The sequence below is a fragment of the Aquabacterium sp. A08 genome, assembly GCF_011742065.1.
The window spans coordinates 1-14,397 of sequence record NZ_JAAQQT010000520.1 but is presented as its reverse complement, the minus strand read 5'-3'; the positions used below and the strand labels follow the sequence as shown (position 1 = coordinate 14,397).

The following is a 14,397-nucleotide window of genomic DNA, read 5'->3' as shown; positions in this document are numbered from 1 at the left end:
CACACATTTGTCATCTGTCTGCTCAATAATGTCCGGTTGCAGCCATAACGAGAAACCCACCCGGCCATGAGTGTGAACAGCGCGCCCAAAACCCCTTTCCTGGACCGAGACCAGAGCATCCTGGCCTTCAACGAGCGGGTGCTGGACTGGGCCCGCCGGCCCGAGGTGCCGCTGCTGGAGCGGCTGCGCTACCTGGCCATCGTGTCGTCCAACCTGGACGAATTCTTCGAGGTGCGCTTCGCCCCGCACCTGGCCGCTTTCCAGACCAACGAGCAGCGCGGCGCCATCACCGCGCAGACCTACCGCGAGGTCTCGGCCAAGGTGCACGACCTGGTGGCGCAGCAGTACGCCATCTACAACGACGAGGTGCTGCCGGCGCTGGAGAAGCGCGGCATCAAGGTGGTGGCCCACGGCGAACGCAACACCCACCAGCGCCGCTGGGTGAAGGAGCATTTCCTGCAGGAGGTGCAGCCGCTGCTGCTGCCCATCGGGCTCGACCCGTCGCACCCCTTCCCGCAGGTGGCCAACAAGTCGCTCAATTTCATCGTGCGCCTCACCGGGCGCGACGCCTTCGGCCGCGAGAACGAAATCGCCATTGTCAAGGTGCCGCGTGCCTTGCCGCGCTACGTGCGCATCCCCGGCGCGCGCGGCAGCAAGCAGGCCAACTTCGCCTCCATCTCCAGCATCATCCGCTCGCACCTGAACGACCTGTTCCCGGGCCGCACCGTGACCGAGTTTTCGCAGTTCCGAGTGACCCGCCATTCCGACCTGGCGGTGGACGAGGAAGAGGTGAAAAACCTGCGCACCGCCCTGCGCCTGGGCCTGCAGCAGCGCCACTACGGTCAGGCCCTGCGGCTGGAGGTGTCGGCCGGCTGCTCCGAGTTCCTGTCCGACTTCCTGCTGCAGCAGTTCGCGCTGCCGCCGCAGTCGCTGTTCCGGGTGCCGGGGCCGGTCAACCTGGTGCGCCTGAACCAGCTGATCGACCTGCTGGACGCGCCCAACCTGAGATTCGAGCGTTACTTGCCCGGCTGGCCGGTGCAGCTCACCCCGGGGCAGTCGTTCTTCGAGCGCCTCAAGCAGGGCGACGTGCTGATCCACCAGCCCTACGAAAGCTTCGACGCGGTACTGGCCTTTTTGCGCGAGGCGGTGGAAGACCCGCACGTGCTGGCCATCAAGCAGACCATCTACCGCACCGGCGCCAAGGGCGAAATGGCCGACCTGTTGCGCGAGGCGGTGCGCCGCGGCAAGGAAGTGACCGCGGTGGTGGAACTCAAGGCCCGTTTCGACGAAGAGGCCAACATCAACCACGCCGAGCGGCTGGAGTCGGTCGGGGCGCAGGTGGTGTACGGCATCGTCGGCCTCAAGACCCACGCCAAGATGCTGCTGGTCACCCGGCGCGAGGACGGCCAGATCCGCCGCTACGCCCACGTCTCCACCGGCAACTACAACCCGGGCACGGCCAAGCTCTACACCGACCTGAGCTACCTGACCGCCGACGAGGCGCTGACCGCCGACCTGGACCAGGTGTTCCTGCACCTGGCCAGCCAGAACCGCCTGCCCAAGCTGAACCAGGCCATGATCGCGCCCTTCCACCTGCACAAGGGCATGCTGGACCGCATCGACGCCACCGTGGCCGCGGCCAAGCAGGGCCAGGAGGCGCGCATCATCCTCAAGATGAACGCGCTGACCGACGAACCGCTGGCGCGTGCGCTGGCGCTGGCCTCGCAGCAGGGGGTGCAGATCGACATCCTGGTGCGCGGCGCCTGCATCCTGCCGGCGGGTGTGCCGGGCTACACCGACAACGTCCACGTGCGCTCCATCATCGGCCGCCTGCTGGAGCATTCGCGGGTGTTCTGCTTCCGCATGGGCCAGCACGAGGAGCTGTGGCTGTCGAGTGCCGACTGGATGAACCGCAACATGCTGCGCCGCATCGAGCTGGCCTGGCCGGTGACCGACCCGGCCCTGCGCCACCGCGTCATGGAGGAGTGCATCCACCAGTACCTGCAGGACACCCGCGACGCCTGGCGGCTGCAGCCCGACGGCACCTACGCCAAGGTGGGCACGGTCGGCGCCAAAGGCAAGCCGGCGCTGCACTCGGCCCAGTCCACCCTGATGGGCCGTTACGGGAGCAAGGCATGAGCATGGACCTGATCCTCTGGCGCCACGCCGAGGCCGAGGACCTGGAGGAGACCGACGACGGCGGTGGCGCCGACCTGTCGCGCCGCCTGACCACCAAGGGCGAGCGCCAGGCCAGCCGCATGGCGAGCTGGCTGGACCGCCAGCTGCCCGAGGGCGTGCGGGTGCTCAGCAGCCCGGCGGTGCGCACCGAACAGACCGTGATCGCCCTTGGCCGCAAATACCGCCTGCGCGACGAACTGCGCCCCGACGGCACGGTGGACGACCTGCTGGCCGCAGCCCAGTGGCCCGAGGGCAAGCAGGCCGTGCTGGTGGTCGGGCACCAGCCCACCCTGGGTCAGACGGTGGCGCGGCTGCTCGGGCTGCAGGCGCCGGAATGCTCCATCCGCAAGGGCGCGGTGTGGTGGCTGCGCCAGCGCGAAAAGAACGGGCAGCTGCAGACGGTGCTGCTCACCGTGCAGACCCCCGAACTGCTCTGAGCCCGTGCCCGCCCAGGCGGGCAGGGCACGCCGGCGCCGTCAGCGCAGGTCGACCGCGAAGCGCCAGGTCGAGCGCTGCCAGGCCAGCACCTCTTCTTCCAGCAGCCAGGCCGACTGGGGGTACTGCCGCGACCAGCCCGGCACCGTGGTCAGCTTGAACTGCCGCGCCTTGTAGCTCAGGCGCAGCGCGCCCGTGTCCGGGTCTTTGCGGGCATGGCACAGCAGCACCGCCAGGCGCAGGCACAGCAGCTGTTTGGCAAACAGCTCGTCGTCCAGCTCGGCCTCCAGCTTGCGCAGCTTGCCGCGCTGGCCCAGCACCAGCTGGCTCATGCGGTGCAGCTCGGGCAGGGCAAAACCGGGCGCGTCCACGTGGTCCAGAATGTAAGCGCCGTGGCGGTGCGCGTCGCTGTGCGAAATGTGGGTGCCGATCTCGTGCAGCCGCGCGGCCCAGTCCAGCTTTTGCGAGTAGCGGCCGTTGTGCGCGTCGGCCGTGGCGATCTGGGCGAACAGGTGGGTGGCCACGCGGCTGACCCGCTGCGCCTGCGCCTTGTCGGTGGTGAAACGCTCGCCCAGCCAGCGCACCGTGCGTTCGCGCACGTCGGTCTGGTCGTTTTCGCGGTCGATCAGGTCGTACAGCGCGCCCTGGCGCAGCGCGCCGTCGGCGCGGTGCAGGGTGTCGAGCTCGAACAGCTCGAACAGCGCCAGCAGCACGCTCACCCCACCGCCCAGCACCGGGCGCCGGTCTTCTTTCAGCCCGTCGAGCTTGAGTTCGTCGGCGTTGCCGGCGCGCACCATGCGCTCGATCAGCCAGTCCAGCCCGGGCCGGGTGATTATGCCCGGCGGAAAGCCGTTGCACTGCAGGATCTCCATCACCGCGCCCACCGTGCCCGACGAGCCGTAGGCCACGGTCCACTGGTCGGCCGGGAAGGTCTCCAGCGCCTCGTCCAGCACCGCCTTGGCGGCGATGGTGGCGGTCTGCAGCAGCGCGGCGGTGAACTGGCCGCGCGGAAAGTAGCGGGTGGACCAGGCCACGCTGCCCAGCCGGTAGGACTCCATGCGCAGCGGCGTGTAGCCCTGGCCCAGGATGATTTCGGTGGAGCGCCCGCCGATGTCCACCACCAGCCGGTGTTCGTCCGACTGCGGCAGCAGGTGCGAGGCGCCCTGGTAAATCAGCCGCGCCTCTTCGTGGCCCGAGACCACGTCGATGCCAAAGCCCAGCAGCGCCTGCGCCTTGCGCAGGAAGTCGTCGCGGTTGCGCGCCTCGCGCAGGGTCTGCGTGGCCACGGCCCGCACCTGGTTTTTCTTGAAGCCCTGCAGCCGCTCGCCAAAGCGCGCCAGGCATTCCCAGCCGCGCTCCATGGCCACCAGGCTCAGGTTTTTGTGTTCGTCCAGGCCGCTGCCCTGGCGCACCACTTCCTTCAGGTACTCCACCCGTTCGATGTGGCCCGAGTCGTAGCGCCCGATTTCAAGGCGAAAGCTGTTGGACCCGAGGTCCACCGCCGCCAGTAAGGTTCCGTTTTGCATGCCGTTCAATCTCTTGAAGGGGGGCCAGCATACCACCGAAGCCCGGTGTAAACCCTGACCCGCTGGTCGGCATGCACCTTTTTGGGCGCCTCGTTCCCACCCCGTCAGCGACTTTCCACCGACTTGTCACATGACTGTCACACAAGCTTCCTAAAGTCGGCTTCATTCCTTCAACAACCCTGAGGACACCATGAAGCGCAACTTTCTGAAGACCATCGCCGCCGCTGCGGTTGCCACCGCCACCGTCGGTTTCAGCGGGCTGGCCATGGCCGCCGACATCACCGGCGCGGGCGCCACCTTCCCCTTCCCCATCTACGCCAAGTGGGCCGAAGCTTACAAGAAAGACACCGGCACCGGCCTGAACTACCAGTCCATCGGTTCCTCCGGCGGCATCCGTCAGATCCGCGCCAAGACCGTGGCCTTCGGTGCCACCGACGCCCCGGTCAAGGGCGAAGACCTGGACAAGGACGGCATGGTGCAGTTCCCCGCCATCATCGGCGGCACGGTGCCCGTGTTCAACCTGGAAGGCTTTGGCAAGGGTGAACTGCGCGTGACCGGCCCGGTGCTGGCCGAGATGTTCATGGGCAAGATCAGCAAGTGGAACGACCCCAAGCTGGCCGCGCTGAACCCGGGCAAGAAGCTGCCCGACCAGACCATCACCATCGTCCACCGCGCCGACGGCTCGGGCACCACCTTCAACTGGACCGATTACCTGTCCACCGTCAGCAAAGAGTGGGCCGACACCGTGGGCAAGGGCGCGGCCGTCAAGTGGCCGGCCCCGACCTCGGTCGGCGGCAAGGGCAACGAAGGCGTGGCCGCCAACGTTTCGCGCGTCAAGGGCTCGCTGGGCTACGTGGAATACGCCTACGCCAAGCGCAACAACATCCCGGTGATGCAGCTGCAGAACAAGAACGGCAAGTTCGTGATGCCGGGCGACGACACCTTCGCCGCCGCCGCCGCCGGTGCCGACTGGTTCAGCGTGCCGGGCATGGGCCTGTCCATCGTCAACCAGCCGGGCGACAACGCCTACCCGGTGGCCACCGCGTCCTTCATCCTGATGTACAAGGAACCCACCAACAAGGCCGAGAGCGCCGAAGTGCTCAAGTTCTTCGACTGGGCCTTCAAGAACGGCAAGCAAATGGCGCTGGACCTGGACTACGTGCCCCTGCCCGACAAGCTGACCGCCGACATCCGCAGCAAGGTCTGGTCGCAGATCAACAAGTAAGCCGCTGAACCCGCACCGCCCGCCGCCCACGCCCCTGTGGCCGGCGGGTTGTGGTGCAGACGGGCCGCGGCCCTTGTCGGAGTCAGAATGAACCTGGATACCACCATGAGCGCACCGCAAGCACCGGCCCAGACCGGTGGTTCCCGCATGCTCCAGATCGCGCGCCGCCAGCGCCTGGAAGACGCCTTGTTCCACCGCGTCACCCAGGCCTTTTCGCTGCTGGTGCTGCTCGCCCTCATGGGCATCATCGTCTCGCTGCTGGTCAATGCCTGGCCGACTTTCCAGAAGTTCGGCCTGCGCTTCATCTGGTACGTCGAGTGGGACATCATCAACGAAGAGTTCGGGGCCGCGATCGCCATCGTCGGCACCCTCATCAGCGCCGGCATTGCCCTGTTGCTGGCGGTGCCGCTGGCCTTTGGCGTGGCGCTGTTCCTGACCGAAACCTGCCCCACCTGGCTGCGCCGCCCGCTGGGCACGGCGGTGGAACTGCTGGCGGCGGTGCCGTCCATCATCTACGGCATGTTCGGCCTGTTCGTGTTCGCCCCCATCTTTGCCGACTACATCCAGGTGCCGCTGCAAGACCTGTTGGGCGGCATGCCGCTGGTGGGCTGGCTGTTTGGCGGCGCCACCACCGGCCTGGGCATCCTGGCCGCGGGCATCATCCTGGCGTTCATGGTGCTGCCGTTCGTGGCCGCGGTCATGCGCGACGTGTTCGAGATCGTGCCCGCCATCCTGCGCGAATCGGCCTACGGCATCGGCTGCACCACCTGGGAGGTGGTGCGCCGCATCGTGCTGCCTTACACGCAAAAGGGGGTGATCGGCGGCGTCATGCTCGGCCTGGGCCGCGCCCTGGGCGAGACCATGGCCGTCACCTTTGTCATCGGCAACGCCAACCGGCTGCCCACCTCGCTGTTTTCGCCGGGCACCTCCATCGCGTCCACCCTGGCCAACGAATTCGCCGAGGCGGCCGACTTCCACCTGTCCACCCTGTTTGCGCTGGGCTTCCTGCTCTTCGTCATCACCTTCGTGGTCCTGGCCCTGGCCAAGGTCATGATCCTGCGCGCCGAAAAGGCCAAGGGGCTCTGAGATGTCCTTCAACCACTCCCTCTACCGCCAGCGCCGCGCCGCCAATGCCGTGGGCTTGGCCCTGTCCATGGGGGCCATGGCCCTGGGCCTGACCGTGCTGCTGTGGATTCTGTACGTGCTGTTCACGAACGGCCTGGCCGCCGTGGACTGGAACCTGTTCACCCAGGACACCCCGGCTCCCGGCACCGAAGGCGGCGGTCTGCGTAACGCCATCGTCGGCAGCCTGATGATGCTGGGCCTGACGGTGCTGGTCTCCACCCCGGTGGGCATCTTGGCCGGCGTCTACCTGGCCGAGTACGGCGACACCAGCAAAACCGCCGAGCTGACCCGCTTCGTCACCGACATCATGCTGTCGGCCCCGTCCATCGTGCTGGGTCTGTTTGTGTACGCCATCGCGGTGGCCACTCTGGGCAACTTCTCGGGCTACGCCGGCAGCCTGGCGTTGTCGCTGATCGCCATTCCGGTGGTGGTGCGCACCACCGAGAACATGCTGCGCCTGGTGCCCGGCAGCCTGCGCGAAGCCGCCTTCGCCCTGGGCGCCCCGCGCTGGAAGGTGGCCACCATGGTGACGCTGCGCGCCGCCAAGAGCGGGGTCATGACCGGCCTGCTGCTGGCCGTGGCCCGCATTTCGGGCGAAACCGCGCCGTTGCTGTTCACCGCGCTGAACAACCAGTTTTTCAGCACCGACATGGGCAAGCCCATGGCCAACCTGCCGGTGGTGATCTTCCAGTTCGCCATGAGCCCCTACGACAACTGGATCCGCCTGGCCTGGGCCGGCGCCCTGCTCATCACCCTGGCCGTGCTGGTGCTCAACATCGTGGCCCGCGTGGTGTTCCGCGAAAAGGTCCAGGGCTGAGCCCGTCCCCGTCTGCAAGCTGAGGAATCCCCGACATGACCGACACCGCCATCGACACCAAGAACGCGCTGGAAGTGCGCAACCTGAACTTCTACTACGGCAAGTTCCAGGGCCTGAAAAACATCAACATGGACATCGCCGAGAAGAAGGTCACCGCCTTCATCGGCCCGTCCGGCTGCGGCAAGTCCACGCTGCTGCGCACCCTCAACCGCATGTACAGCCTGTACCCGGGCCAGCGCGCCGAAGGGCAGATCAACTTCTACGGCCAGAACATCCTGGACGCCAAGCAGGACCTGAACCTGCTGCGCGCCCGCATCGGCATGGTGTTCCAAAAGCCCACGCCGTTCCCCATGTCCATCTACGACAACATCGCCTTCGGCGTGAAGCTCTACGAAAACCTGAGCAAGGGCGACATGGAGGACCGGGTCGAATGGGCGCTGACCAAGGCCGCGCTGTGGACCGAGGTGAAAGACAAGTTGCACCAGAGCGGCCTGAGCCTGTCGGGCGGCCAGCAGCAGCGCCTGTGCATCGCGCGCAGCGTGGCGGTCAAGCCGTCCATCCTGCTGCTGGACGAGCCCACCTCGGCGCTGGACCCGATCTCCACCGGCAAGGTGGAGGAGCTGGTGCACGAGCTGAAGAACGACTACACCATCGCCATCGTCACCCACAACATGCAGCAGGCGGCGCGTTGCAGCGACTACACCGCCTACATGTACCTGGGCGAGCTGATCGAGTTCGGCGCCACCGAGCAGATCTTCTTCAAGCCCCAGCGCACCGAGACCGAAGACTACATCACCGGAAGGTTTGGTTGAGCACATGACGGACAAACACCTCTCCAGCCAGTTCGACGCCGAACTGAGCAACATCTCCACCCGTGTGCTCGAAATGGGCGGGCTGGTCGAATCGCAGCTGCGCCAGGCCATTTACGCCTTGCACCACCTGAGCCTGGAAACCACCGACCAGGTGCTGGAACTGGAACAGAAGGTCAACCGGCTGGAGGTCGAGATCGACCACGACATCACCTCCACCATGAGCCGGCGCCAGCCCACCGCGCGCGACCTGCGCCTGCTGGTCGGGGTGTCGCGGGTGATCGTGAACCTGGAGCGTGCCGGCGACGAGGCGGCCCGCATCGCCCGCATGATCAAGTCCTTCATCGAAGCCGGCGCCCCGCGCACCCTGCCGGCGAGCGACCTGGCCGGCAGCGCCCAGCACGCCGCCGACCTGCTGCAGCGCACCCTGGACGCCTTTGCCCGACTGGACGTGACGGCCGCGCTTGCTATCATCGACGAGGACGACCACCTGGACGCCGAGTACGAAGGCTACTTGCGCAAGCTCATCACTTACATGATGGAAGACCCCCGCACCATCTCCACCAGCCTGAACCTGCTGTTCCTGGCCAAGGCCGTGGAGCGGGTGGGCGACCACGCCAAGAACATCGCCGAGGCCACCATCTACGTGGCCAAGGGCGCCGACGTGCGCCACACCACGGCGGCGCAACGGGAGTCGGCGGTCCAATGAGAAAGCTGCCCCGCGTCTTGGTGGTGGAGGACGAACCGGCGATCGCCGAACTGATCGCCGTCAACCTGCGCCACAACGGTTTTGCGCCCACTGTGGTGTTTGACGGCACCGCCGCCCAGCGCGAGGTGGATGCGGTGCTGCCCGACGTCATCCTGCTCGACTGGATGCTGCCCGGCGAAAGCGGGGTGCAGCTGGCCCGGCGCTGGCGCCAGCACGAACGCATCAAGACGGTGCCCATCATTCTGCTGACGGCGCGCACCGAAGAGAGCGACAAGGTCCAGGGCCTGGACGCCGGCGCCGACGACTACGTCACCAAGCCGTTTTCCACCCAGGAGCTGCTGGCCCGCATCCGGGCGGTGCTGCGCCGGCGTGCCCCCGAAATCGTCAACGACACGGTGCAGGTGGGCGAGCTGAGCCTGGACGCGGCCACCTACCGCGTCACCCACCAGGGCCGCGAGCTCAAGGTGGGGCCGACCGAGTTCAAGCTGCTGCACTACCTGATGAAGCACCCCGAGCGGGTACACACCCGCGGTTCGCTGCTGGACCGCATCTGGGGCGACCACGTGTTCATCGAGGAACGCACCGTGGATGTGCACGTCAAGCGCCTGCGCGAGTCCCTGGGCAGCGCAGGCACTATGATCGAGACCGTGCGTGGGGCGGGTTACCGCCTCACCGCCCAAGCCGCCGCCAAAACCAAGACCGACACCACCCCCGCATGATCCGTCGCCCCCTGGAGTTGTTTGCCTGCACATTGACGGGGGGCTTGCTGGCCATGGTCTATGGGGACAGCCGCTGGGCCGGCGTGGCCGGCAGCCTGGCCGGCGCGTCGCTGTGGGTGACGCTGGACAACGTGCGCGCCGCCCGGGTGCTGAACTGGTTGCGCCACGGCCACGCGGTGCGCCCGCCGCGGGTGTCGGCGGTGTGGGCCGAGGTGGTGGAGCGCAGCCGCAAAGGTTTCAAGGCGCTCAACCGCAAGGCCCGCAAGAGCGAGGCCCGGCTGCAGGAGTTCCTGGCCGCCATCCAGGCCTCGCCCAACGGGGTGCTGCTGCTGGACAAAAATGCCACCATCGAGTGGTGCAACTTCACCGCAGCCCAGCACCTGGGCTTCGACTCCAAGCGCGACCTGCGCCAGCAGATCCGCAACCTCATCCGCGACCCGGCCTTTATCGCCTACCTGGGGTCTGGGGACTACGCCAAGCCGGTGGAAATCGACGGCCGCGACGCCTACCCGGGCCACCCACAGCGCATTTCCATCCACATCCACGTCTATGGCAAGGGCCGCCGGCTGATGCTGACCCGCGACATCACCGCGGTGGAGCAGGCCGAGGCCATGCGCCGCGACTTCGTGGCCAACGTCTCGCACGAGATCCGCACCCCGCTCACCGTGGTCAGCGGCTTCATCGAAACCCTGCAGCACCTGGACGTGGGGCCGGACGACCGCCAGCGCTACCTGGCCCTGATGGCCCAGCAGGCCCAGCGCATGCAGACCCTGGTCAGCGACCTGCTCACCCTGTCGCGGCTGGAAGGCAGCCCCATTCCCGGTTCGGGCGAGTGGGTGCGCTCGCAAGAGTTGCTGGACCAGGTGGTGGGCGAGGCGCGCGCGCTGTCCGATGTCGTGGCCCAGGGGCGGCACGACATACTGGCCGAGCCCAGCCCAGTGCTGGAAATCGCCGGGGCCCGCTCGGAACTGGTCAGCGCCATGTCCAACCTGCTGAGCAACGCGGTGCGCTACACGCCGCCGGGCGGCGAGATCCGCGCCGGCTGGCGCGCGCTCGACGACGGCGGTGCCGAGTTTTACGTCAGCGACACCGGACCCGGCATCGAGGCCGAACACCTGCCGCGCCTGACCGAGCGTTTTTACCGGGTGGACCGCAGCCGTTCCCGCGAAACCGGAGGCACCGGCCTGGGGCTGGCCATCGTCAAGCACGTGGCGCAGCGCCACGGGGGCCAGATGGCGGTGGACAGCGTGGTCGGCGCCGGCTCCACCTTCCGCATCACCTTGCCCCCCAGCCGGGTGCTGGTCGACTGAGGCGCGGGCCGCCCGCTGTCCTGACAGGCGGATCAGGGCTGGTACTGGGCTGGTACTGCAGGCACGCCTCAGGGGCGCCGTTCAAACACCATCAGGTGGTCGCGGTTTTCGCGCAGGCGGGGCACGCTGGCCATCAGGCTCCAGGCTTGCAAAGCGTCCGGTGGCAGGTGGCGGTAGGCCGCTGGGTGCAGCACCAGGCGCGGGCAGTCGGTCGCGTCGGGGCTGCTGGGTTGCCAGCGGCGCAGCGGCAACCCACCGTGGTGCTGCAGGCCGGTGATCTGGGCCGCGTCCAGCCCGTGCACCAGCACGCAGGCGCCGGGCGGGGTCACCGCCGCAATGCGCCGCGAAATCGGGGCCTGGCCCAGGCCAAAGTTCAGCAGGGGCAGCCACAGCGTCATCAGCAGCAGCCAGCACAGGGTGCTGCCCGAGGCCGACAGCACCAGGCTTTTCCACAGCGCCGGGCGGTGCCGGCCGATGCGCCAGGCCAGCACCCCGAGCCAGGCCACGGTGGCCAGCAGCGCGGGCAGGAACTGGCCCCAGGCAAAGGCGGGCTCGAAACCCGGCACTAGCTTGGCCACGTTGGCCGCCGGCTTGGCCGGTGTGCCGGTCATCATGGCCAGGTAAATGACCCAGACGATGAGCGCCCCGCCGGTGAAAAACACCAGGGCGAACCAGTCGATCAGGGCGGTGACGGTGCGCGACAGCGTGGGCAGCGCCAGCGCCGCCAGGCAGGCCAGGGCGGGCAGGGCCGGGAGCAGGGCGCGGTCGGCGTCGCGCCCGCCGAGCCAGAACACACTGCCCAGCGCGGCCAGCACCCACCACAGCGGCAGCAGCAGGTGGGCTTCGCGCCAGCGGCGGCGCCAGCGCCAGACGGTCCACAGCGCCAGCAGGCCGGCCGGCCAGGTGAACCACACCAGCAGCCGCCCCAGGCTGCGCCAGCTGTCGGTGTCGGTCCAGGCCCGCAGGCCAGGCATGGGGCTCGGCGACCAGCCATCCAGCCAGACGCCACTGGCCGCCGCCCCCGCGGTGCCCAAGGCGCAGGCCAGCCACAACCCCCGCCCGCGCCAGCCCTGCAGGCCGGCGGTGCCCGTCAGCGGTGCACCCAGCAGCCAGACCAGGCCCAAGGCCAGGGCCAGGCCCGGGGCACCGCTCCACGACAGGCCCAGCATGCCCAGCCACCAGACGGCCACGCTCAGGCTCAACCAGCGGGCGTGCGGGCTGACCAGCCGCGCCGCCGCGTAGAGCAGCACCGCGCTGAAGCAGAGCTGCGCCGGGCTGGGGGTGGTTTCGTGCGCCAGCTGGGCCAGGCCCAGGCTGGCGACCAGGGCCAGCAGCGCGGCATCGGCCATGGCGCGGGCATAGTCCACCGGCCGCGCCTCGCCACCAAAAGCGAAGCTGACCGGCTGGGCGCCGGGCACCCGGGCCAGGTGGTACATCGCGTACCAGGTGCAGACCAGGGTGGCCACCAACATGGCCCCCACGGGCAGGCGGGCCGCCAGCTCGGCCGGCAGCCCCGGCAGGGCGCGCACCAGCCAGCCCCCCAGCCCGTAGGGCAGCCAGCCCGCCAGGGCCGCTGCCTGGCCCAGCACCTGGGGCTGGCCCAGGTGACCGGGGTGTTGGGACAGGTCGAGCATGGCGCCGAAAGCGGCCAGTTCGTCGTGGCGCCAGGGTTCGCGGCCCAGCAGGCCGGGCAGCACGTAGGCCAGGCCCAGCAGCAGCAGCACCCAGCGGGGCAGCCGCCGGGCGGCCAGTTGGGTGACGATGGCGGGCGTGGTGGGCATGGAGGGAAACTATAGCGGCATCAACAAAAAAGCAGCCCTGCGGCTGCTTTTTTGTGGGGACGACCGGAATTATTTGGTCGTGCGGGCGAAGCGGTTGCGGAATTTCTCCACGCGGCCGCCCATGTTGTCCACCGACTTCTGGGTACCGGTGTAGAAGGGGTGCGATTCGCTGGAGGTGTCCAGTTTGAACAGCGGCAGTTCACGGCCGTCGTCCAGCTTGATGGTTTCCTTGGTGTTCGCGCAAGAGCGGGTGACGAACTGGAAGCCGTTGGACAGGTCCACGAAGCACACTTCGCGGTAGTTGGGGTGAATGCCTTCTTTCATCACTGTTTCCTTGTGGGGCTAAGGGTCGTTGGCCCCGGCAACCGCGGCAGCCGCCACCGGCCCATCCGGTGCACTTTCCGCAAAGCCTTGGATTATATGGGTTTTTAAGGCCTTCGATCAACCGCCGCGGCGCATCAGGTCGAAGAACTCGGAGTTGTTCTTGGTCTGCTTCATGCTCTTCAAGACCATTTCCATGGCCTCGATCTCGTCCATGTTGTACATGAACTGGCGCAGGATGCGGGTTTTCTGCAGGATCTCGGGCTGCAGCAGCAGTTCTTCGCGGCGCGTGCCGCTGCGGTTGAGCTGGATCGAGGGGAACACGCGCTTTTCGTAGAGGCGGCGGTCCAGGTGGATCTCGCAGTTGCCGGTGCCCTTGAATTCCTCAAAGATCACCTCGTCCATGCGGCTGCCGGTGTCCACCAGCGCGGTGGCGATGATGGTCAGCGAGCCGCCTTCTTCCACGTTGCGCGCGGCGCCGAAGAAGCGCTTGGGGCGTTGCAACGCGTTGGCGTCCACGCCGCCGGTCAGCACCTTGCCGCTGCTGGGCAGCACGTTGTTGTAGGCGCGGGCCAAGCGGGTGATCGAGTCCAGCAGGATCACCACGTCTTTTTTCAGTTCGACCAGGCGCTTGGCGCGCTCGATCACCATCTCGGCCACGTGCACGTGGCGGGCTGCCGGTTCGTCGAAGGTGGAGGCGATCACGTCACCGCGCACCGTGCGCTGCATCTCGGTCACTTCTTCCGGGCGCTCGTCCACCAGCAGCACCAGCAGTTCCACCTCGGGGTGGTTGGAGGTGATGGCGTGGCAGATGTGCTGCATCATCACCGTCTTGCCGCTCTTGGGCGGGGCGACGATGAGCGCGCGCTGGCCCTTGCCGATGGGCGCGATGATGTCGATCACCCGGCCGGTGATGTTTTCCTCGCCCTTGATTTCGCGTTCCAGCCGCATCTGCTGTTTCGGGAACAGCGGCGTCAGGTTCTCGAACATGATCTTGTGCTTGTTCTGCTCGGGCGGCAGGCCATTGATCTTGTCGAGCTTGTTCAGGGCAAAGTAACGCTCGCCGTCTTTCGGGATGCGCACTTCGCCTTCGATCATGTCGCCGGTGTGCAGGTTGAAGCGGCGGATCTGGCTGGGCGAGATGTAGATGTCGTCGGTGCTGGCGGTGAAGCTGGTGTCCATCGCCCGCAGGAAACCGAAACCGTCGGGCAGCACTTCCAGCACGCCGTCGGCGTTGACCAGTTCCCCCGCCTTCGCCCGCTTCTTGATGATGGCAAACATCAACTCCTGCTTGCGCATGCGCCCGGTGTTTTCGATTTCCAGGGCTTCGGCTTGCTTGAGCACTTCAGACACGTGCAGTGCCTTGAGTTCGTTCAGGTGCATGGGATCACTCCTGCGAGGAGTCCAGAGAATGTGGGGGGAGGGTGCGGTTCGCGGCTGCA

At 67.5% G+C, this 14,397-nt stretch carries 13 protein-coding genes; 9 read left to right on the top strand and 4 right to left on the bottom strand.

Going from position 1 to position 14,397, the window contains the following annotated elements; genetic code table 11:
* Nucleotides 1–66 precede the first annotated feature (66 nt).
* Entirely contained in the window at nucleotides 67–2,139 is a 2,073-nt protein-coding gene (gene ppk1, locus HA630_RS03330) for a polyphosphate kinase 1 (protein ID WP_166832330.1), read from the top strand.
* Nucleotides 2,140–2,141: 2 nt separating this feature from the next.
* Entirely contained in the window at nucleotides 2,142–2,615 is a 474-nt protein-coding gene (locus HA630_RS03325; protein WP_166832352.1) for a histidine phosphatase family protein, read from the top strand.
* Nucleotides 2,616–2,654: 39 nt separating this feature from the next.
* Here HA630_RS03325 and HA630_RS03320 read toward each other — a convergent pair whose 3' ends face one another.
* On the bottom strand, nucleotides 2,655–4,139 hold the full coding sequence (locus tag HA630_RS03320) for a Ppx/GppA phosphatase family protein (RefSeq protein ID WP_166832329.1): 1,485 nt from the start codon (nucleotides 4,137–4,139) through the stop codon (nucleotides 2,655–2,657).
* Between the two features lie 190 nt (nucleotides 4,140–4,329).
* Between HA630_RS03320 and pstS the strand changes: the two genes are divergently transcribed.
* From pstS to phoR, 7 genes are all read left to right on the top strand, one after another.
* The gene (pstS, locus tag HA630_RS03315) at nucleotides 4,330–5,364 is read left to right on the top strand and encodes a phosphate ABC transporter substrate-binding protein PstS (RefSeq protein WP_166832328.1); all 1,035 of its coding nucleotides are present in this window, start codon (nucleotides 4,330–4,332) and stop codon (nucleotides 5,362–5,364) included.
* A gap of 87 nt (nucleotides 5,365–5,451) precedes the next feature.
* The gene (gene pstC / locus HA630_RS03310) at nucleotides 5,452–6,450 is read left to right on the top strand and encodes a phosphate ABC transporter permease subunit PstC (RefSeq protein WP_166832327.1); all 999 of its coding nucleotides are present in this window, start codon (nucleotides 5,452–5,454) and stop codon (nucleotides 6,448–6,450) included.
* A gap of 1 nt (nucleotide 6,451) precedes the next feature.
* Nucleotides 6,452–7,306, top strand: a complete 855-nt coding sequence (gene pstA / locus HA630_RS03305; RefSeq protein ID WP_166832326.1) for a phosphate ABC transporter permease PstA — start codon at nucleotides 6,452–6,454, stop codon at nucleotides 7,304–7,306.
* A gap of 35 nt (nucleotides 7,307–7,341) precedes the next feature.
* Nucleotides 7,342–8,118: a phosphate ABC transporter ATP-binding protein PstB gene (gene pstB / locus HA630_RS03300; RefSeq protein ID WP_166832325.1), complete on the top strand. Its 777-nt coding sequence runs from the start codon at nucleotides 7,342–7,344 to the stop codon at nucleotides 8,116–8,118.
* Nucleotides 8,119–8,122: 4 nt separating this feature from the next.
* Nucleotides 8,123–8,824: a phosphate signaling complex protein PhoU gene (gene phoU, locus HA630_RS03295; RefSeq protein WP_166832324.1), complete on the top strand. Its 702-nt coding sequence runs from the start codon at nucleotides 8,123–8,125 to the stop codon at nucleotides 8,822–8,824.
* Nucleotides 8,821–9,543, top strand: a complete 723-nt coding sequence (gene phoB, locus HA630_RS03290; protein WP_166832323.1) for a phosphate regulon transcriptional regulator PhoB — start codon at nucleotides 8,821–8,823, stop codon at nucleotides 9,541–9,543. The genes phoU and phoB overlap by 4 nt, the downstream gene beginning before the upstream one ends.
* Nucleotides 9,540–10,853 (top strand): phosphate regulon sensor histidine kinase PhoR, encoded by a 1,314-nt coding sequence (gene phoR, locus HA630_RS03285; protein WP_166832322.1) that lies wholly within the window; start codon nucleotides 9,540–9,542, stop codon nucleotides 10,851–10,853. Before phoB ends, phoR begins: the two co-directional genes overlap by 4 nt.
* Nucleotides 10,854–10,921: 68 nt before the next feature.
* On the opposite strand, the gene HA630_RS03280 is transcribed toward phoR, so the two are convergent.
* The 3 genes from HA630_RS03280 to rho all read right to left on the bottom strand — a co-directional run bounded on the left by HA630_RS03280 (nucleotide 10,922) and on the right by rho (nucleotide 14,338).
* Complete coding sequence (locus tag HA630_RS03280; RefSeq protein WP_166832321.1) at nucleotides 10,922–12,634, bottom strand: hypothetical protein; 1,713 nt, start codon at nucleotides 12,632–12,634, stop codon at nucleotides 10,922–10,924.
* A 69-nt stretch (nucleotides 12,635–12,703) separates the two neighbouring features.
* The gene (locus HA630_RS03275) at nucleotides 12,704–12,958 is read right to left on the bottom strand and encodes a type B 50S ribosomal protein L31 (protein ID WP_166832320.1); all 255 of its coding nucleotides are present in this window, start codon (nucleotides 12,956–12,958) and stop codon (nucleotides 12,704–12,706) included.
* 117 nt (nucleotides 12,959–13,075) lie between these two features.
* Entirely contained in the window at nucleotides 13,076–14,338 is a 1,263-nt protein-coding gene (gene rho, locus HA630_RS03270; RefSeq protein WP_166832319.1) for a transcription termination factor Rho, read from the bottom strand.
* Nucleotides 14,339–14,397 lie beyond the last annotated feature (59 nt).